General features: G+C 42.4%; 11 protein-coding genes. 4 read left to right on the plus strand and 7 right to left on the minus strand.

From position 1 onward, the window contains the following. Window positions 1–63: 63 nt before the first annotated feature. Both DXA54_RS18935 and DXA54_RS18940 read left to right on the plus strand, forming a co-directional pair. The gene (locus tag DXA54_RS18935; protein ID WP_008650704.1) at window positions 64–1,812 is read left to right on the plus strand and encodes a pectinesterase family protein; all 1,749 of its coding nucleotides are present in this window, start codon (window positions 64–66) and stop codon (window positions 1,810–1,812) included. Between the two features lie 165 nt (window positions 1,813–1,977). Continuing rightward, window positions 1,978–6,513: a two-component regulator propeller domain-containing protein gene (locus DXA54_RS18940; protein WP_120080379.1), complete on the plus strand. Its 4,536-nt coding sequence runs from the start codon at window positions 1,978–1,980 to the stop codon at window positions 6,511–6,513. Window positions 6,514–6,657: 144 nt separating this feature from the next. Here DXA54_RS18940 and DXA54_RS18950 read toward each other — a convergent pair whose 3' ends face one another. The 7 genes from DXA54_RS18950 to DXA54_RS18980 all read right to left on the minus strand — a co-directional run bounded on the left by DXA54_RS18950 (window position 6,658) and on the right by DXA54_RS18980 (window position 20,356). Further along, a complete protein-coding gene (locus tag DXA54_RS18950) occupies window positions 6,658–8,154 on the minus strand; it encodes a pectate lyase (protein WP_120080381.1) in 1,497 nt (498 codons plus the stop codon). A 35-nt stretch (window positions 8,155–8,189) separates the two neighbouring features. After that, window positions 8,190–9,851 (minus strand): pectate lyase, encoded by a 1,662-nt coding sequence (locus tag DXA54_RS18955; RefSeq protein WP_120080383.1) that lies wholly within the window; start codon window positions 9,849–9,851, stop codon window positions 8,190–8,192. Between the two features lie 31 nt (window positions 9,852–9,882). Beyond that, complete coding sequence (locus DXA54_RS18960) at window positions 9,883–11,466, minus strand: pectate lyase (protein WP_120080385.1); 1,584 nt, start codon at window positions 11,464–11,466, stop codon at window positions 9,883–9,885. Window positions 11,467–11,559: 93 nt separating this feature from the next. Further along, entirely contained in the window at window positions 11,560–13,188 is a 1,629-nt protein-coding gene (locus tag DXA54_RS18965) for a pectinesterase family protein (protein WP_004305292.1), read from the minus strand. 84 nt (window positions 13,189–13,272) lie between these two features. Beyond that, window positions 13,273–15,150 carry a DUF5123 domain-containing protein gene (locus tag DXA54_RS18970; protein ID WP_004309416.1) on the minus strand — a complete coding sequence of 626 codons (1,878 nt, stop codon included), beginning with the start codon at window positions 15,148–15,150 and terminating at the stop codon, window positions 13,273–13,275. A 15-nt stretch (window positions 15,151–15,165) separates the two neighbouring features. Then, window positions 15,166–17,073, minus strand: a complete 1,908-nt coding sequence (locus tag DXA54_RS18975) for a RagB/SusD family nutrient uptake outer membrane protein (protein WP_120080387.1) — start codon at window positions 17,071–17,073, stop codon at window positions 15,166–15,168. A 25-nt stretch (window positions 17,074–17,098) separates the two neighbouring features. Further along, on the minus strand, window positions 17,099–20,356 hold the full coding sequence (locus DXA54_RS18980; protein WP_004301515.1) for a SusC/RagA family TonB-linked outer membrane protein: 3,258 nt from the start codon (window positions 20,354–20,356) through the stop codon (window positions 17,099–17,101). A gap of 347 nt (window positions 20,357–20,703) precedes the next feature. Here DXA54_RS18980 and DXA54_RS18985 point away from each other — a divergent pair, with 347 nt between their 5' ends. Both DXA54_RS18985 and DXA54_RS18990 read left to right on the plus strand, forming a co-directional pair. Next, entirely contained in the window at window positions 20,704–21,498 is a 795-nt protein-coding gene (locus DXA54_RS18985; protein ID WP_120080389.1) for a LiaF transmembrane domain-containing protein, read from the plus strand. Window positions 21,499–21,501: 3 nt separating this feature from the next. Then, a complete protein-coding gene (locus DXA54_RS18990) occupies window positions 21,502–22,320 on the plus strand; it encodes a LytTR family DNA-binding domain-containing protein (protein WP_004309417.1) in 819 nt (272 codons plus the stop codon). Window positions 22,321–22,384 lie beyond the last annotated feature (64 nt).

A 22,384-nucleotide genomic window follows, 5' to 3' on the forward strand; every position in this document is an offset into this window, starting at 1 on the left:
GTTGAAATAAAAAAGAGATTACCACCAAATTTGACGAAGAACCAAAATAAACTCATAGAGAGTATGAAAAATATGAAAACACTTAGGGTTAAAATGGTAGGGCTATTGGCTGTGGCTCTCATTCTTTTTTCTGCGTTTCGTGCAGACAAACCGGTCATCACTATCTTTATGATAGGCGATTCGACGATGGCTAACAAGAAAATGGATGGAGGAAACCCCGAACGTGGTTGGGGAATGGTGCTTCCCGGATTCTTCTCCGAAGATATACGGATAGACAACCATGCTGCCAACGGTCGAAGCTCCAAGAGTTTTATCAGTGAGGGACGTTGGGAAAAAGTGATTTCCAAAGTGGAAAAAGGAGATTATGTCTTTATTCAGTTCGGCCATAATGATGAGAAAGCAGACTCTACCCGTCACACTGATCCGGGGACAACTTTTGATGAGATTCTTCGCCGCTATGTAAATGAAACCCGTGCCAAAGGTGGAATACCGGTATTGTTTAACTCTATCGTCCGTCGAAACTTTGTGCAGCCGAAGGATGATGCCATCGCAAAAGATGTCCGTCGCACACCGGGGGAAAAGGAACAACCGAAGGAAGGTACTGTTTTATTCGATACGCATGGTGCTTATCTGGATGCTCCCCGCAATGTGGCAAAAGAATTGGGAGTAACTTTCATCGATATGAATAAAATCACTCACGACCTGGTGCAAGGACTTGGACCTGTAGAATCTAAGAAATTATTTATGTTTGTCGAACCCAATCAGGTGCCTGCTTTTCCGAAAGGCCGTGAAGACAATACTCACTTGAATGTATACGGAGCACGAACCATTGCCGGATTGGCGGTGGATGCCATCGGCAAGGAAATTCCGGAACTGGCGAAATATATCCGTCAATCCGATTATGTAGTGGCTCAAGATGGTAGCGGTGATTTCTTTACCGTGCAGGAAGCGATCAATGCAGTTCCTGATTTTCGCAAAGAAGTGCGTACCACAATTCTGGTTCGCAAGGGTACCTATAAAGAAAAACTGATTATCCCTGAATCTAAAATCAATATTTCCCTGATTGGAGAAGAAGGTACGGTATTGACTTATGACGGTTTTGCAAACAAGAAAAACGTATTCGGTGAGAACATGGGAACTTCCGGTTCGTCCAGCTGTTACATTTACGCTCCCGATTTTTATGCAGAAAACATCACCTTTGAGAATTCATCAGGTCCCGTAGGACAGGCAGTTGCCTGCTTTGTATCTGCCGACCGTGCTTTTTTTAAGAACTGCCGTTTCCTCGGCTTTCAGGATACTCTCTATACATACGGGAAGCAAAGCCGCCAATATTACGAAGATTGTTACATCGAAGGAACAGTCGATTTTATTTTCGGATGGTCTACCGCTGTTTTCAATCGCTGCCACATTCATAGCAAGTGCGACGGTTATGTCACTGCTCCCTCTACCGATAAAGGGAAAAAGTATGGCTATGTCTTCTATGATTGCAAACTGACTGCGGAACCGGAAGCTACAAAAGTATATCTGTCTCGTCCCTGGCGTCCGTATGCGCAAGCTGTATTTATCCGTTGCGAACTGGGTAAGCACATTCTCCCTGTCGGCTGGAATAACTGGGGCAAGAAAGAGAACGAAAAGACAGTCTTCTATGCCGAATATGAGAGCCGGGGCGAAGGAGCCAATCCGAAAGCGCGTGCCGCTTTCTCCCAACAACTGAAAAACCTGCAAGGATACGAGATTACGACTGTACTGGCAGGCGAAGATGGATGGAATCCGGTAGCGGACGGAAACAAACTGATAACAGTGAAACGTTGACTTGACGAATATGTAAAGAAATGAATTACTAAGCAAAAAACAATGGATATATAAAAGACAATAGATCACTTGTCCTATAGAATGGCTCGATTCTGTTAAATAGCCGCTAAAGATTGCATAAAAGTACAACTATTTTTCTATCTTTACGGCACAGAACCTAGTTATATGATGAAGAAAACCTTAATTTCAGTAATTCTTTTGCTAGCTATTGTGTTCTCGACACATGCGCAGCAGCACTGTTTTTTCACCCACTATTCTACTGAAGATGGATTGTCCCAAAATACGGTGATGAACATCTTGCAAGATCACAAAGACAACCTTTGGTTTGCCACTTGGGATGGAATCAACCGTTTCAACGGTTATACCTTCAAAACATATAAGGCTCGTCAGGGAAATTACATCAGTCTGACCAATAATCGCGTAGACCGTATCTATGAAGACCGTTATGGTTTTTTGTGGCTACTGACTTATGATAATCGTGTCCATCGTTTCGACCCGAAGACAGAGACTTTCGAACAAGTACCTGCTGCCGGAGAGGAGGGGAGTGCTTTCAATGTGCATACCATTGAGGTGATGCCGAACGGAACCGTCTGGCTGCTGACAGAAAATGACGGAGCCATCCGCATCCTAACTCATCCGAATGAGAATAATCGTCTGACATGGGATATTTATTCCAGTAAGACGGAACTGTTTCCCTCTTTGCATGTATTCAAAGTACATCAGGATAAAGCAGGCAATGACTGGTTGTTGACGGATAACGGCCTCGGCATGATCCGCCCCGGCAAGAAAGAACCGGATTCCTATTTTACGGAGACAAAAGGGAAGTTTGGCGGCATGAACCAAGCCTTCTATGCAGTACAGGAGCGGGATAAGGACATCTGCTTTGCTTCGGATCATGGACGTATCTGGTCTTATCAGAAAGATAGCGGAGAATTTACGTTGATCGAACTTCCTACAAAAGGGCAGATCACTTCCATTCACCCCGTTGCACCGGACGTTTCTGTAATTACTACCGATTCGGATGGTTTCTTTACTTATAACCTGCGGACCAAAACAAACGTGCATTACTCATTTTTGACTTGTAAGGCTTTACCCGCAAAACCAATCCTTTCTGCTTATGTAGACCGTTCTTCGGAAGTGTGGTTCGAGCAGGAAGAACCGGGTGTTGTAGCCCATTTTAATCCCTCGACCGGAGTGGTGACCCGTGAACAGATTCTTATTGAATACAGTAATCCCGAACGTTCCCGTCCGGCCTTCCATATCCATGGAGATGTAAACGGGTATCTTTGGGTACACCCTTACGGAGGAGGTTTCTCTTACTTCGATCCTCAAAAAAAACGGTTGGTTCCTTTCTATAACGGACTGGGTAGCCGTGACTGGCGCTTCTCCAATAAGATTCATTCGGCTTTCTCCGACAAACAAGGTAATTTATGGCTTTGCACCCACTCCAAGGGATTGGAGAAGGTGACTTATCGGAATGTACCTTTTGCGATGATGACTCCCATGCCGCATGAACATGAATCATTGCATAATGAGGTACGTGCCCTGTGCGAAGACAAACTGGGTAATCTGTGGGTTGGCTTGAAAGATGGTATGCTTCGTATGTATGATGCCGATAAAGCTTATAAAGGATACCTGACCGAAAGCGGCATCGTTTCTACTACCGGTACTCCCATGTTGGGAACTGTTTATTTTGTTATTCAGGATTCGAAAGGAATCATCTGGATTGCAACAAAAGGAGACGGACTTGTCCGTGCCGAGCCGACTTCTTCCAACGGAATGTCTTATAAACTGACCCGTTATCTTCATCGTGAAGAGGATATGTACAGTTTGAGCGATAATAATGTGTATTGTATCTATGAAGATCATTATGGTCGTATTTGGGTAGCTACTTTTGCCGGAGGTATCAATTATATCACGCAGAATGAAGCAGGAAAGACATTGTTTATCAATCACCGGAATAATCTGAAAGGGTATCCGATTGATCCTTGCTACAAAGCGCGTTTCATTACTTCCGATAATAATGGACGCCTGTGGGTAGGTACAACTACGGGAGCTGTTGCTTTTGATGAGAACTTTAAGAAACCGGAGGATGTGCAGTTTTATCATTTCTCCCGTATGCCGAACGATACGCAAAGTCTGAGTAATAATGATGTCCATTGGATTATTTCCACTAAGAAAAAGGAACTGTATCTGGCTACTTTCGGTGGGGGACTCAACAAACTGATATCTATCAGTAAGGACGGCCACGGAGAGTTCAAATCATATTCCGTACTGGACGGTCTTCCTTCCGACGTCTTGCTTTCTGCCCGCGAAGATAGTAAGGAGAATTTATGGATTAGTACGGAGAATGGAATTTGTAAATTTATCCCGTCTGAAGAACGTTTTGAAAGTTACGACGAACGTAGTATTACTTTCCCAGTGCGCTTTAGTGAAGCGGCTTCCACATTGACGGCTAAAGGAAGTATGCTTTTCGGTGCCAGTGGGGGAGTCTTTATATTTAATCCCGACTCTATTCGTAAGAGTAGCTATATCCCACCTATCGTATTCTCCAAACTGATGGTGACTAATGAGGATATTACGCCCGGAGATAACTCCTTGTTGAAGGTGGATATTGACGATACCGACCCATTGGTGCTCTCACACAAAGAGAATATTTTCTCCGTTCACTTCGCTGCACTCGATTATACTAATCCGCAGAATATACAGTATGCTTATATTCTCGACGGATTTGAGAAACAGTGGACTTTTGCCGACAAGCAGCGTAGTGTGACTTATACGAATCTTCCGAAAGGAGAGTATGTGCTCCGTGTTCGTTCAACGAATAGTGATGGTGTGTGGGTGGATAATGAACGTATACTGAACATTGTTATTCTGCCTTCTTTCTGGGAGACGCCGGTAGCTTATGTGCTTTATGTTCTTTTTATTCTGATTATTATTCTCGTAGCCGTTTATATCCTGTTTACTATTTATCGGTTGAAGCATGAAGTTTCGGTCGAACAGCAGATTTCAGATATAAAACTGCGTTTCTTTACTAACATATCGCATGAGTTGCGTACTCCGCTTACGTTGATAGCCGGTCCGGTGGAGCAGGTCTTGAAGAATGATAAATTGCCGGCTGATGCTCGCGAACAGTTAGTGGTGGTTGAACGGAACACCAATCGGATGCTTCGTCTTGTCAATCAGATTCTGGACTTCCGCAAGATTCAGAATAAGAAGATGAAGATGCAGGTGCAGCGGGTGGATATTGTACCTTTTGTCCGTAAGGTGATGGAAAATTTTGAAGCTGTGGCCGAGGAACATCGGATTGATTTCCTGTTCCAGACCGAAAAGGAACATCTTTATCTTTGGGTGGATGCCGATAAGCTGGAAAAGATTGTATTCAATTTGCTTTCCAATGCATTTAAATATACGCCGAATGGCAAGATGATTACGATGTTTATCCGGGAAGATGAAAAGACGGTTTCTATCGGTGTGCAAGATCAGGGTATCGGTATCGCGGAAAACAAAAAGAAGTCACTGTTTGTCCGTTTTGAGAATCTGGTAGATAAGAATCTTTTCAATCAGGCTAGTACGGGTATCGGACTTTCATTGGTGAAAGAGTTGGTGGAAATGCATAAAGCGACTATTTCCGTTGATAGTCATTTGGGAGAAGGGAGTTGCTTCAAAGTCGATTTCCTCAAGGGAAAAGAACATTACGATAAGGAAGCCGAGTTTATTCTGGAAGATGCGGATGCTCCGGCAAGAATGGGACAGGTAGTGGATATTGCCAATTCTTCCATTCAGTTTGAAACGTTGGTAAGCGATGATTCGGAGAAGATTGATGACGTGTATGGGGAAGAATTTGCGAAAGAAGAGAACTCCAAAGAATTGATGCTGTTAGTCGAAGATAATCAGGAGTTACGTGAATTCTTGCGCAGTATATTTTCTCCGATGTACCGGGTGGTGGAAGCTGCTGACGGTAAGGAGGGGGCAAGCAAGGCTTTGAAGTACCTGCCGGATATTATCATCAGTGACGTGATGATGCCTGAGAAAGATGGTATCGAAATGACGCGCGAACTGCGTGCGGATATGACGACCAGCCATATACCTATCATCTTGCTTACTGCCAAAACTACGATTGAAAGCAAACTGGAGGGACTGGAATATGGTGCGGACGATTATATAACGAAGCCTTTCAGTGCTACCTATCTGCAAGCCCGTGTGGAAAATCTGTTGATGCAGCGTAAGAAACTGCAAAGTTTCTACCGGGATAGTCTGATGCATATTAATATTTCTACCGGTCAGGAGGAAGTGCCTGTGGCTACGGATATGCCGTCTGCTGAAGAAGATGCCTCCGAAACTGTACCTGCAACTCTCGAAATGTCTCCCAACGACCGTAAGTTTATGGATAAATTGGTAGAGTTGATGGAGCAGAACATGGATAATGGAGAACTGGTGGTAGATGATCTGGTTCGGGAACTGGCTGTCAGCCGTTCTGTCTTCTTCAAGAAGCTGAAAACACTTACCGGACTGGCTCCGATTGAATTTATCAAAGAAATGCGTATCAAGCGGGCTACACAATTAATAGAAACCGGAGAATTTAATATGACCCAGATTTCGTATATGGTCGGCATTAATGATCCGCGTTATTTCAGTAAATGCTTTAAAGCACAGGTTGGAATGACGCCTACAGAGTATCGGGATAGAGTGGGGAGATAATAATAGGAAAGGAAAGAAATAGAAAGGGGGATGTTCAAAGCTCCCCTTTTATCGAAATCACCCTCACTACAACTATCTGTGGCGAGGGTGATTTTTTGTTTATGAGAGTTCCGATACATTTACCCTCATCTTGGTTATCCGAAATTATTTTTTAGGGTATAGATGATTCACAAGGCTGTTCATATACATTTCCAGGTTTGTATATTCCGGGCTTAATGTATATTTGGCTCCGTCTGAAGGATCATTGGGATTAAGGTTGTGTTTCTTTTCCCATTCATCGGGAATACCATCACCATCTGTATCAACAAGTGCTGTTTCTGATTTATATTCCGGCCATCCTCCTACATCAGACGGTTGGTCAATCATTCCATTCGTGCTTCTGTGAGAACCTTCGTAAGTATAAGTGCCTTTGAGAGTTTCATCTACGATGCGTTGGTCTATGGCGTCACGGCGATATGAAGCACCGGCAAACTCGAGAACATCTTTGTAGGCTTTCTTGGCAGGTTGCAAAGAAGTATGTTCGGCTATGTCAAATGCTTTTTTAGACAGTACTTCCTTTTCTGTGGCAAAGTCCTTTTTGATAACCAGTCCGTAAGAGTTATCCATATTCACTTTATAAAGAGCCTCTTTCTGCTTATCGGTCAGTTTGGGACAGGTAGGATCCATATAGTTACCTTTGAAATAGAATACACCATGAACACCTGCTTTATTGTTGTTTTTGCCATCATCGGCATACGCTGTAAACAAGCGTTTGAAAGAACCTTTTGTCGCACTGAAAGGTCCCGGTTTATAGTAGTTATTGATAAAGTTGTAGGAACCTCCTTCACCGGCATAAGCACCGTCACTGCCATAATTATAAATCACATTATTGAATAATTCCACTTTTTCATCTTCCGGACGACCCGTATAACGGCTTCCGCAAAGACGGGGTGTGCGGTTAGTGTGATGGGCGAGTAAGTTATGGTGAAAAGTAGCAGGTTGTCCACCCCAGATACCCCCATAACCATGTGCTCCCTTTTCGTGGATAGAATTGGCGAGACTTTCACTGATGATGCACCACTGAAGTGTGAAATTACGGTTATCATAGAATGTGGCACATTCGTCCGTACACCAACTCATGGAGCAGTGGTCTATGATAATGTTTTGGTGCGCTTTAGTACCATTCATTGAGTCGTCACCTTTTTGTTTGATGTCGACTCCCATACGGGAACGGATGAAACGGACGATAACATTGTCTGCCTGAATAGAGAATGTATAGTTTTTCAGGCAAATGCCATCACCCGGAGCTGTCTGTCCTGCAATGGTCACATCTCCATTGCTGAGTTTTAATGCTTTTTGTAATTCAATAATTCCGCTAACCGCAAAGATAATGGTGCGGGGACCTTTCTTGCTGATAGCCCAGCGAAGTGTCCCTTCCGAACCGTCGTCTGCCAGGGACGTAACAGTGTATACAGTACCTCCGGCACCACCGGTGGTATATTTTCCTGCTCCGTCGGCACCGGGGAAGGCGAGAACTTTGGAACGATCCGGGGTAGGATAGTCCTTTGATGTTTTTTCAACCGAAATGGCAGGTTGCATGGCTTGTCCCACTAGAGGAAAAGCCAATATCAAACTACAGATTGCTAATATATTCTTTTTCATTACTAATTTATCATTTGGGTTTGAATTTACTAAAATTATTCTATAACACTGCCACCTGTCGCACCATTTACCATGATTTCGTGCACCAGACTATTGAGATACATTTCCAGATTAGTGTACTTCCCGTTTTTGTCAATAGTCGTTTCTTTTCCATCAGCAGATTTCTTGGGATTCAAACCATATTCTTCTTCCCAGTAGTCGGGAATACCGTCACCGTCCGTATCTTTCACGTTTGCATTGGTTACAGATTTCAGAACATCGTAGGGATCACTTACTCCTAAGGCTGTGCAGACATCTTTCGGGTCGTTGATATATCCACTTTTGTTTTGTGAGTAGCCGGAAAGACCTTCCCATTTGCTGGCATCTCCCGTGCAACTTGCTTTTCTGTTTTTAACGTCGCTAATTATCAACTCGTCGACTTTATCACGATAGTTGCTGGCTCCTGCATAGCTCATCACACGTTCATAAGCCTCATCCGGCGTATGAGTTCTTACATTTCCTGTCTTAACTACCGGTGAACTTGATTTTATCTGGGTATGTTGGTTCCAAAGCTCCGTAGTTGCACAGTTTTTATTATCCATTTGTTCAAATACGCCTTTTGTCCAGTTATCATTGCTAACAGTCGTATTGTCTACCACTTTATTTCCGTCGATATAAAACTTCCCCCAAGTTTGAAGCCATTTTTTGTAAGCTTCGCCGGAGTAATTTTCCGGATATACATCCGGCTTGGCGATACGGTAAGCACGGTCTGCTTTACCGCTTTCATCGGTTCCGGGGCCTGGCTTGTAGTAGTTGTTAACGATATTCACGTGTTGCGCTTCACCACCGTAGCAGCCTTCGCCTCCCCAATTGTAGTAAACATTGTTGCGCATATCCACTCGCTCTCCATCGTTGTTGTTCAGTGCTAATGTAGTATATCGGGGACCAAGGCGTGGAACACGGCTTTCGCAATGGGCTATCAGGTTATGGTGGTAAGAGGCATAGTTTCCTCCCCAGTTACCGCCATATCCGTGAGAAGCGAATTTACCTGTGGCAGCATTGATCTTTACATCAGTCACACGTAAGGCTTGATAAGCTAAACACCATTGTACGGTAGAATTTTGCATACCATAGACAGAAAGACATTCATCGCTTCCCCAGCTTACTGAACAATGATCGATGATTACATTTTGTTTGTCACAACCTCCTAATCCGTCGCAGTCTACGTTAGAGTTTCCGGGGCGAAAACGGATGAAACGAATGATGATATTGCTGGAATTAATCGTAAATGGGTAATTGGCGATACAGATACCGCCCGGTGATGTTTGTCCGGCAATGGTCAGATCATCTTTCTGGGTTTTTAATTCCGATTTCAAATAGATGGTACCCGACACATCAAATACAATCGTTTTAGGACCGTCTTGTTTCATAGCCCAGCGCAGACTTCCGCTGATACTTCCACTGGTGTCGTCTTCAAGGCTAGTCACATGATAAACTTTTCCTCCGCGTCCTCCGGTGGTATTGCGACCGTGGCCTTCGGCGTATGGGAAAGCAAGAAGTTCTCCATAATCCAGTTGCTTGACATCAGAAGATGTCCCACCTGGATTATTTGTTCCTCCACCTGTATCATCTACAGGATCGTCGGAAGAGCATGAGGTACATAATCCTGCGATGCTGAATGCAATAGCTACATAAAATAGAGATATTTTCTGCTTCATTATCTTTTAACTGTTTGGGGATATAGACGATTTATTTGTTGGGATACAACGTTTCTACCAGACTGTTGAGGTAAACCTCCAGATTGGTATACGTTTTACTTAGAGTATATTTGGCACCGTCGGCCTTACTTTTGGGGTTCAAACCGTTGGCAGTCTCCCATTCATCAGGGATGCCGTCGCCGTCGGTGTCTTTTGGACCGGTTTCCTTTTTATATTCCGGCCAGCCACCTACATCGCTGGCTTTATCAATGAGTCCCTTTTCACTGCCATTGCTGCCGTCTGCCGTATAATCTCCGTTGCGAACGTTGGCTATGATGCGTTTATCGACATCATCATATTTTAAGGAAGCACCGGCATACTTTAATACTGATTCATAAGCTTCTTTTGCCGATTGAGTGAATTCGGATGCATCTTCGGAAATAGTAAATTCGTTACTTGACTGAAGTGCTTTTTCTCCTCCATCGGGTAAAGGAACGGCTTCTGTTGCATTGGGGTGTAACCCTTGCCAGTTGTCATTGTTTACAGAAGTAAGCAGAGATTGATATTCGGCTTTCAATTCAGGACATGTGCCATCAAAATAGTTTCCTTTCAGATAAAAAGTACCCCATATACCTTTGGTGTTTTTATTTGTACCGTCATCACCGTTAGGTTGGAAGATACGGTTTACAATATTTTTCTTGGTATTGGTAACTGGTCCGGGCTTGTAGTAGTTGTTCACGAAATTATAGCTTCCTCCTTCTCCTGCATAGCCACCATTGGTCGGTCCCCAGTTATAGAAAACATTATTTCGTAAATCGAGTTTTTCATTTTCCGGTTTCCCTGTATAGCGGCTACCGCATAAACGTGGTGTACGGCTGCTGTGGTGGGCTAATAAATTGTGGTGGAATGTAGCGGGTGATCCTCCCCATATTCCTCCGTAACCGTGATTACCTTTGGTGTGTACCGAACGATTCAAACTTTCGCTGATGATACACCATTGCATGGTAAAGTTAGTGTTATCGTAGAAAGAAGCACATTCATCAGTGCTCCAACTCATCGAACAATGGTCAATGATAATATTTTTATGTTGCTTTCCCCACAATGCATCACCGCTGTCGGCTTCTGCTTCTGTTGTAAAATTGTCCGATCCCATGCGGAAACGCATGAAACGGATGATTACGTTGTCCGCCTGTACGGATACGGGATGTCCTTTCAGGCAAATACCGTCACCCGGTGCACTCTGGCCGGCAATCGTTACATCTCCGTTGGTTATCCTCAAGGGGCTTTTCAGTTCTATCAATCCACTTACTGCAAATACGATCGTGCGCTTTCCCGTGCGATTTAATGCGTAGCGTAATGTTCCTTGTGTTGTCTTATCGTTGTCTTCAAGCGAAGTTACTATATATACATCTCCGCCTGCTCCGCCGGTAGTATAACGACCTGCACCGTAAGCACCCGGAAAGGCATAACGCGTTTCGGCAGGTGTCTCTTCTTCACCACCTTCGTTCTCATTACCACCGTTACCGGTATTCTGTCCCGGTGTTTCATCGGTGATACTTGGGTCTTTGCTGCTGCAAGCAACCGATAGGTTGATTACACAGAAGCACAATAATCCCATTTTAATAGATTTGAGCATACAAATTATCTTTTAAAAAAATAGAGTTCTTTGTCTCATACATTATATTTGCTGATGATGTGACAAAGAACTCTTTATTAAATCTTATTGGTTTTATTCGCTTACTGTACCGTACTGGCTTACAGTTTTCACTGTATAAATATTGCTTTCGTCAGTGTTGGTCAGTGTAACGGTAGTGTCTGTCGTTTGCCCTGCATAGTTACCATTCATAAAGATGAGGTAGCCGGCAGCACCGGATACTGCATCCCATGTCAGAGTGTTTCCCGACAGATTGACATTGGTAGGTGCTGCAAGGGGAGTTTCCATATACTCTTTCGGGTTCCAGCTGTCAATAGTTATTATATTCTCATATGTATATTTAGCAGCTTCGGATGCTGTTAGCACTGAACTAGTGAAGGAAACGTTTCCGGAGGTGATTGTTTTACTTTCCGCAATCATATTTCCATTCTTGTCGATAGTGTTATATTCAGCATATAGTGTAGGTACTTGTCCACCATATCCCCAGTGTGAATCTATAATATCCATTTTCAACTTGGTGTTGATCCAGACAGTTTTCGTGGTTGTGGCTTGGGAACGTCCGAATGAGAATTTTGTATCATCACCGTTTACCGTACAATCTTTTATAACATATCCGTATTTATCGCTTTCACTGGTACGCGAAGCAGTTATAACGCTACCACCGTCATTGCCTGTATTATAGAATGTACTGTTTTCGATAAGTACATCGCCACTTCCCCAGATATAATCTGTATGACCTTCAATCCATGAGTTATAAACGTATGCACGATGAGGGGTTGTATTGTTCCAATAACGGGTCCACCATGTATCCTGGTAGGAGACAAGCAAACAGTTATTCAAAGCAAAGCGGTCTTCACGGTTTATCAAGGCTTCTGCCTGTCCGTTTTTACCTAAACCACCAGTGTGACGATTTGAGAATGCACCATAAAGATTGATGATTGAAATATTTTCAGCATAAAAGTCTGTGGCTTCAATCAACACTACTGTGTTTTGGTCTTCACTATATCCGGCTTTGCGGGCTGGTGAATTTTCGTTGAAAATAGAATAAGGCCATGAGGTAGCATTACTTGAATCATCTACACGGTTTACTGCAAACTGGATTTTAACACCATCACGGCTCTCACCGATTAAATGAACAAATGGTTTATTCTTATTGATCCGGACACATTCATTATAAGTTCCGTTGGCAATGAAGATTTTATAAGGACTGGTAGGTGGGGTAGTGATGGCGTTGATTGCAGCCTGGAGAGTAGTGTAATCACCATTCCCTTTTGAATCAACAATTGCATCGAATACTTTTCCACCGCCCGAAATTTCAGATTTGGCAGTAAAGCTTAAAAAGAAGTCTTCGTCGTAAGCTCTTCCCTGCATATCCGTTAATGCTCCGGCAGGAACTTCGAAAGTACATTCTTTGTTTTCCATACCAGAGAAGGTATAACGTACTTTTTCGTAGTTGATGGATACACGCACTACTCCTCCGTTGAAATAGATTTCTGTATCCGGAGCCTGACGCATAGCTTTGCTGAAAGTCAGTTCTACATATCCGCTCGGACCTACTACATCACCATCATTGATATTCTGTGAAATCAGAACAGGGATGCTTGTATCTTCTGCATCATCGTTGTCATTACAGGAAGCACCTGTAAGAATCAACAAGAACAGAAGTAAGTATTTACTTATTGTATTGATTGAATTTGTATTCATAATATCTGTTGCTTTTTAGAGAAGATTCTCCGTCAAGTAAATGCAAATTCCAGACTTGACGGAAAACCTTGTAGTTTTATTTAGTTATTTGTTCCAACGTTGGTCACCGACTCTGTATTCTTCAGGAACATCTGCTCCAAAAGTCAAATCTTCACTTGAACCATTAGGGAATAGCTGATCGGAAGTCAGAGGAAGACTAGTATAGTCTTTTCCCCAGTCGGGTGTAACAAATGAAAAGTCAGAAGCCTTATACAAGCCGTTTACGTTCAGGGTTGTAGCTACGGAACTTGTGTTGTAGAAAGGTTTAACTCCACCTTTGGCAAACAGGGTGTTTGATATAGTTATTGTCATGTCTTTTGTATCTCTGCAGAAAGCATCACTTGCTGACATATCATAGAATGTACAATCTTTGATTGTTATTGTACCGGGTTGTCCTGACTTGTGTCTTATGAATTGAGACGCAGAAGCTCCCTTGGATACAATAATAGAAGTGTTGGAAACCACTAAATTGAGAGTTGTTAATGTTACCTTGTCAGAAAGAAGTAATCCATAATGATTGGATGTTGCTGCTCTTCCCAATCCTTTGATGATACAGTCGTCAATAGTAACAGACATAGCATTACTTGTACTTGCATTCATACGAACGATACCACGGATATTGGTAATTGTACACGAGGTAACTTCTATTTCTTTGATGCAACCTGAAGCACCGTTTTGATAAATAAGGGTTGTATTTCCTTCATCGGTAATATTCAGATTATGGAATTCTACTTTATCACATATTCCGCTGGCACCTATGCCTTTTTTAATAGTCATATTAACCTGTCCGTCTTGACTGTCACCCCAGAAAATAAGGTGAGTCACGCCAGCAGCAATGCTTTCTTTTTCTTGTGCAAATCCTTCTGTTCCGGAAACATTGATTAATACTTTTCCTGAAAGATTATCCCAGTTGGCAAGGGCATCTTCCCATGTCATTTCAGTATACCCCGTCGGTTTACCTTTCTTAGTTGTAAAGGTGATACGAGAACATATAGAGCCGTTTGCGAAAGCATAAGCCGTATATTCCGTACTGGAAGCCAAACCTGTGATTGCCACCTTATGTGCAGCAATATCTGCTGGTGATAATTGGGTTCCTGATTCAGGTACTCCTTCGGTAGAAAGAACACAAGCATATTCATCTACATCCACCGTTTCTTCCCATGAGAATACAGCTGAATTTGCTGTTATATCACTGATGGTAGATTCGATTTCCAAACCAGGGATGGTAACAGTCTGTGAACCACGCGGATTATTTCCATTATAAATAGTAATCGTGTATTCAGTGAATGACTTCAAATTTTCAACCCATGCTTCACCTGCGGCAGCTTCTGTTGACGAAATAACACGTGAAGTTGCTTCTGTGGCACCCGTTTCCATGATTTCGAAATGATCGACTGCTAATCCGGCTTCCCATGACATACGTACTTTTCCTTGACCTTCAGGTAAGTCTTCAGTAGTTGGAATATTTAGGATAGCTTCTTCCTTAACTGAAGCAAAAGTCTTTTTATAATTTACCCAACGAGATTCCTTCTCTCCGGAAATAGACTTGATACGCATATAATAAGTCGTATTTACCGCCAGATTATCCATTGTGTAAGGTGACTGCTTGATCCGGTTGGCAGGATCATTTCCATAAACGATATTTCCATTTTCTTCTGATCCCATTGGAGTTTCGTCAGTCATCTCGTTAGGACTAATCTCGATAATGTAATAGTCGGTATTGGATGTTGAGCTCCAAGTTACTACCGCTCTGGCTACTTTACTGTCTGTTTCTATACTGATTCCGTTTTCATCAGTTCCGAAAGGACGGCTATAGGAAGAGTCAATATCCCAATCACTTTTCTCTGTACACGAAGATACAGCCAAAGAGGTCAGGAGCATGAAAGCTCCCATTCCCAATATATTTTTTATATTCTTCATCATTTTACGATTTTAAGATTAATCCGAATAACCATAAGAGTTATGTAATTTACCGTTTGAGTTAGAGATGGTTGTAGAAGCTATCGGCAATAAATAACGATTCTTCACAGCCTTGTTCAATCCGCCAGAAATACTAGGCAAGTTTACTTTCAGATTCTTTTGCTCCTTGTCACTGGTTTCAGCTCCGAAAAAGCTCTTGTTTTCATATTCTCCACCTACTTTAGCTCCAAATACGAGAGAAGTCATATCGATATACATCGGATTGTCCGTGCGATATTTATAGTTCACATACTGTGGATATGTACCATTATACACTGCATTTGTATATTCGTTTTTGAATTCGTCTATTTTTTCGCTCAACAGGTTCCAACGGATTAGGTCGAACTTACGAACACCTTCTCCTGCCAGTTCCCATGCATTTTCGTCAACAATTGCATCGAAGAAGTCTTTTCCCATTAGAGCAGTCCATGCAGCATCACGTTTGGTTGCATCGGTGAAAGCACGGTCGTGTACTTCTTTCAGGGCTGCTGTGGCTGTTAATGTACAACCTTCGGCTGTTGCACCCTTACCATAAAGTTCGTTCACAACTTCGGCATACATCAGCAATACTTGCGGATAACGCATTTTCACTACGTTGATACCGGAACAAACTTTCTGATCGCTGGCCAATACAGCTGCGTACCATTCAGAGTTTTCCATCATCTTACGATAATCCCATTTTCCACAATAAAGACCGAAAGGAGCATTTCCTAACATATATTCTTTAAATACTTTGGTGTTTTTGTCTGTAGAAAGTTGTGAAATAGCACAAGTCAGATCGCGGCGGATATCTCCTTCGCCAAATGACAGATAATAAGGAGCAGTCAGTTTCAACTTACCGGATGAGTTACCTTTCGGACCAAATAGGGAACTGGCACCGTTTATACGATATCCGATAGTATATCCCAGCTCACCACTTTTGTTTAGTCCCATTGGAATCTCGAACAGGTTTTCTTGATAAGTCTGATCTAGTTGTCCGATATTTATTAAACGCCAGTATTCTTCTACAGAAGGATTCAGTTTATGTTTTCCTGAACTGACAACAGCTGCCAGATGTTTTTCGGCCAATTCGAATAGTTCTCTACGTTTGGTATCGCTGCAACGTTGAGTAGGATAAGTAGCGTCACTGTTATCTCCGGTGATATATCCGTCTTTAGCTTGTTCGCGGATAGCATATCCGGCACGTGTCATTGCAATGTTAGCCAAGAGAGCGTGAGCATAGCCTTTGCTTACATGTTCGGTTGTATAACCGTCTTCACCAGCCCAAGGTAAATATCCGATAGCTTCCTCGAGTTCAATTATCAATTCATCCATGATATCGTCACGATCTGCCTTTCCAATGTAAACATTAGACAGGTCGCTGTTGGAAGATTCTGTTTTGAAAGGAATATCACCGAACAAGCGGATCAGATCGAAATAAATCATCGCACGCAATGTCATCGCTTCTGCACGGAATCTCATCATGCTGGTACGGGTTGCTCCTGCTTGTTGTATCAGTTGGCTATTGTTTATACCATCTACTACCAGATTCGCATTCTCGATTACTCCGTACATGGCATCCCATACTTTGGAAAGTTGTGACCATCCCGGATTAGCGTTGTAGTTCATATTACCACGTTCGCTGGACGTGTTGCTTGCATCCGTACCCAAACCGTCAATCAGTTCACAGTCGGTATTGGTTCCGGCAATGATAGGTAGGAAGTTAGAATAAGTCTGGTCTTGCGTCAGGCTGCCGTAAACTTTATTAAGTGCCAATTCTGTATAATAGGCATTATTAAAAGTTGATTCATTATCCAATTCAGACGGTGAGGTCTGATTCAGGAAGTCCGAACAGGAAGACAGGGCAATTAACCCCAGCCCCAGGAATAATGTCTTATATATTTTCATACGATCAATCTGTTTAATGTTTTAATTAGAATGTAACGTTAATACCACCCACAAATGTGCGGCTCTTAGGATAAGCGGCGTAATCTATACCCGGAGTCATCGCATTTTTCTTACTGCTTGTATCGACTTCAGGGTCTGCTCCGCTGTAGTTAGTCCAACAGAACAGGTTATATCCTGTCAGATAGATTCTCACATTCTGCATAAACGCTCTCCTTACAATTGTTTTCGGAAGAGAGTATCCGATAGTAATGTTATTCAAACGCAGGAATGAGGCTTTTTCTACTGCATAATCAGTCAGCTGCATGGTAGTAGCGCTGGCCGGATTGTACATATTGGCGTTAGCGTTTATTTCATTCAGACGTAATCCTGCTGTTGTCATGTCTCCATAGGTATTGAGGACATCTGTAGAGCTGGACGACAGGTTCAAACCAGTTTCCGGATCAATCCATGTGTAACGGTTAGACAATCTGAAATCATTGTTTAAGTTATAACCGGTTCTTGAACCTGAACGGAAAGAAGCTGCCAGTTTTGTTCCATTGACAATTACATTTCCGAGAGAGTAGTTAAAGAATACATTGAAATCGAAATTACCTACACGACCATCGAATCCAAAACCTCCGGTTGTAGGAGCGATAGTGTTACCCAAACGTTGTTTGAGAGGGTTACCATCTTTATCACATTCCAGTTTCAAACCACCCGGATAGTATTTACCACCGGTGATAGTAGGACTGTTATCTTGCATTCCGTCTTTTAATCCCCATTCGCTACCTGCCCAAACCAGTTCGCCGGTAGGGTTGGTGACAGGATCATATACAGTATAATAACCGTTTGTCTTATATCCCCAAACTTCACCCAAACGTCCGCCTTTCTCTACGCGGAAGTCTTCGTATTTGGCCATTGTACTACCTGACCAGTTACTACTTTGCCAGGGAGAGTCTGTATTCAGTTTATCAATGCGGTTGCGGTTGTAAGCAATGTTGGCATTGAAGTTCAAAGAGAAATTCTTTTTATCAAATAAAACAGCACTAACAGACAATTCTACACCTTTATTGGATGTCTGTCCGAAGTTCTTGTACTGATAGTTATATCCGGAGAGAGAAGGAATTTCAGTACGCATCAATAAGTCTCTGGTTGTATTCCAGTAAAAGTCGATAGCACCGGAGATACGATTGTTCCAGAATCCATAGTCAATACCGATGTTACGGGTGACTGTTGTTTCCCACTTCAAATCGGGGTTGTATAAGTTCGTTCCATGTTCCAACATGGTAGTGCTTTCTCCGTTGAAGAAAGGATTGCGTGCATCATTACCTCCCAAAGAGTAAGTGGTGGAAAGCAAACCGGAATTGATACGGTTGTTACCGGCAGTACCGAAGCTTAAACGTAGTTTCAAAGCTGACAGCCAGTCTTGAGTGTTACTCATGAAAGCCTCGTCAGAGATACGCCATGCCAAAGCTGCTGACGGGAAAACACCCCAACGATTTCCGGAACCGAACTTGCTCGAACCGTCTGCACGTACTGTAACAGCAAGCAAGTATTTATCCATCATAGTATAGTTCACACGACCAAAGAATGATAATATGTTTTCTTTTGCAGCAATGGTAGATTGGTTGGCTAAAGCTTTGCCCGAACCCATATTTGCTTTCATATCATCGAAATTCATAGTAACAGGGAAAGCTACAGATACATTTTCTATTGATTTCCTTTGGCTGCTGCTTACTTCATGTCCGATCAATACATTGAGTTTATCACGACCTTTGAACAGTTTTTTGTTATCATAGGTCAATGTGTTGGCATTACGCCAGCTCATCGTCTTTTCTCTCAACAGGTAGGCTTGTGGCTGACCGTTATATCCATATTTAGAATTAGATACTGCATCTACTCCCCAATACTGTTCTGTATCGTCAAACTTCCATCCATATCCGAATTCGGAACGGAATGTCCAGTTCTTGAATGGTTTCCAGTTTAAACCTACATTGTAGTTCTGGTTGAAAGTATTGCGGGTTTTATCCGTTGCAAGCAGACGTTCCAATGGAGATTTCTGTTGTGCCGAACTGTTTTCTTCGTCGTCATCACTGTATTTAAGTGAATCAACCGGACGGAATACGGTAGCATTAGCCACAGTTGAATTGGCAGCATTGGATTCATTGGTATCAGCACCACCACCTAAACCGTCAATGGTAGAGTAACTTAACCGGGCGTTAAAGTCCAGTGTCATCCATTTATTCAGTTCTGATTTAATTTTTGCATTTACATTGTCTTTTTTGAAGCCGGAATTAAGCATGATACTTTTTTCTTCATTATGGGCATAGCTGACACTATAAGTCATTTGCTTGGTTCCGCCACTTACATTAATGTTATATTGTTGCTGGTTTCCAGTACGTCCGAACATCTCGTCTTGGTAATCGGTACCATCAATAGAACGCCAAATATCCATATCGGCAAAGTTTCCATAATCCAGAGAACCGATTTCACGCTGATAAGCAACGAAATCGTAAGGACTCAAGACTTCAGTCAGTTTGGTTACCTGTTTAAAACCGAAAGAAGCACCGAAGTCTACTTGCGTTTTACCTTCTTTTCCGCTCTTGGTAGTAATGATGATTACACCATTTGCACCACGGGCACCATAAATGGCTGTGGAAGAAGCATCTTTCAATACGTCGATGCTTTGAATTTCCGAGGGAGCGATATCACTAATGCTTGAAACAGGGAAACCGTCTACAATATATAAAGGAGAGTTATCCTGTGATAGTGAACCACCACCGCGAACACGGATCTTTATATCTGCATCGGGAGAACCTTCAGTAGTAGTAACACTAACTCCGGCAAGTTTACCGGTAAGGGCTTCAGATGCACTTGCTACTGGTATAGCAGCTAAGTCTTTGGCACTAACAGAGGCTACAGAACCGGTTAAATCTCTTTTATTGACCGTACCGTAACCAATTACTACGACTTCGTCCAAAGCTTTCGAGTCGTCGACCATTTGTACATTAATTGTTTTTCTACCTTGAACGGCTACTTCTTGAGTTTTCATACCTATGTATGAAATAACCAATGTTTTTTTGCCATCAACTTTAATAGAAAAATTACCATCTAAATCTGTAATCGTACCATTGGTAGTATTACCTTTTTCTACAACAGAGGCTCCAATAACAGGCTCTCCGCTGGTGTCTTTCACGTTACCTTTTACGGTAATCGTTTGCGCAGATACGCTAAGCGATATTGCTGAAAATAGTATTAGCAATAAGGAGCGCATGTTTTTCACTTTGTTAGACATTCTTTGCATGTTTATTAATTAATGGTTGTTGTTTGATATTTCATAAAAAATCCCGATGAGAGTTCATTCATCGCTACAAAAGTATGAGAATGAAGATATAGTGATGTGCAATATTTGTTTTTCACCTCGTATTTTTTGTTTTTTAGTTTGTTGCGAGGTGTAGTTATTAGCTTTGAAGGGTGTTATTTGTGTTCTAAAGGCCGGCAAATATACGAATCAGAGATTTATAAATTGATTTTTTCACCGGTTTTTATCCGGCATTCATCGGAATTTATACCGTAAATCAACTGAAAAGCCTGTGGAAGCATAGGGAAATGATGTATCTTTGAACCATTAATCAATTAATAATAGAAACAATGGAAGAGAAACAAAATTTTCCCCGTGCTACAGGCTTTTCCGGTAAAATACTGATAGCTTTGCTTTTTATCCTTTCCGGGATTCTACTGTTTGCCCGTAATATGGGATGGATAACTTCAGAAGTATTTGATTTGATCGTATCCTGGCATTCACTCCTTATATTATTAGGTATATATGCAATGATTCGCCGCCATTTCATCGGTGGAATCATCCTTTTTCTGGCGGGTGTCTATTTTCTGATAGGAGGACTTTCCTGGTTACCGGAAAATTCACAGGCAATGGTGTGGCCCCTCGCTCTGATAATAGCAGGTGTTTTATTTATCTTCAAACCCGGCAGAAATAAGAGGGCGCAATGGGCTCGTCAGCATACAATGGAACATCGTCGGCAATGGATGAAGATGCATCAGGGTAGACCCGGCACGAACTTTGAGAGTGAGCAACAACAATCGGAATCAGTAGATGGCTTTTTGCGTTCGGAGAATGTCTGGGGAGCTGCACGTCACGTAGTACTTGATGAGTTGTTTAAAGGAGCTATGATTCGTACCTCTTTCGGGGGGACGACTATTGATCTTCGCCATACCCATATTGCACCGGGAGAAACCTATATTGATTTGGATTGCAGTTGGGGAGGAGTCGAGATTTATGTCCCGTCGGATTGGACAGTCGTCTTCAAATGCAATGCTTTCTTTGGAGGATGTGATGACAAACGCTGGCAAAATGGGAATGTAAACAAGGAGAATATATTGGTCATTCGTGGAACGCTTTCTTTCGGAGGCTTGGAAGTTAAAGACTAGCGTATGAAACCACATCCGATAATAGATTATCCATTCCGCTGGATTCCGATGCTGGTGCTGGCGTTGATTCTGGTTGCGACACAGGTGGTTTTAGTCTGTGGATATACCGGAAACGACTATCTTCCTGCTCTGGTAGATGGAGTGGCAACAATTGGTTGGCTGGCAGCCATAGCCTATTTGGCCTGGTTTGTGGTCGGTCTTGTTTCGTTGTTCCAGACGGATATAATCATGATAATCGTTGGAAGCCTGTTATGGCTGGCGGGTAGTTTTATGATCTGTGATATCATGGTGAGGATTGTAGGCATATCCTATATTCCTTTTGCGCAGACCATACCTTTCCGGTTATTGTTCGGACTGCCAACCTTGATTGCCATTACTTTATGGTATCGCCTGATTGTAACTAAAGAAGAAGTACAGAATCAGGAACTGGATAAAGAATTGGCTGCACATCAGCTAACTGTGACCGAACAACAAGGAGAACCACAGACAGAATTAATAGATCGCATTACGGTGAAAGACGGTTCCCGCATTCATCTGGTAAAGACAGACGAACTGATCTACATACAAGCCTGTGGAGATTATGTAATGTTGATAACCCCTACCGGAGAATATCTGAAAGAACAAACTATGAAATATTTTGAGACCCATCTGTCTCCTGATACTTTTGTGCGTGTGCATCGTTCTACGATTGTCAACGTAACACAAATTTCGCGGGTCGAGCTTTTTGGAAAAGAAACTTATCAGTTGTTATTGAAGACTGGCGTGAAACTTAAAGTAAGTCTTTCCGGTTACCGGTTATTAAAAGAGCGGCTGGGGATCTAAAATTTGTTCAATCTTATCATAAAAACTGATTTTTCCCCATATCGGTCAAAAAATGAATGTCAGA

The sequence above is a fragment of the Bacteroides sp. OF03-11BH genome (assembly GCF_003604005.1).
GTDB classification, from domain to species: Bacteria; Bacteroidota; Bacteroidia; order Bacteroidales; family Bacteroidaceae; genus Bacteroides; species Bacteroides ovatus.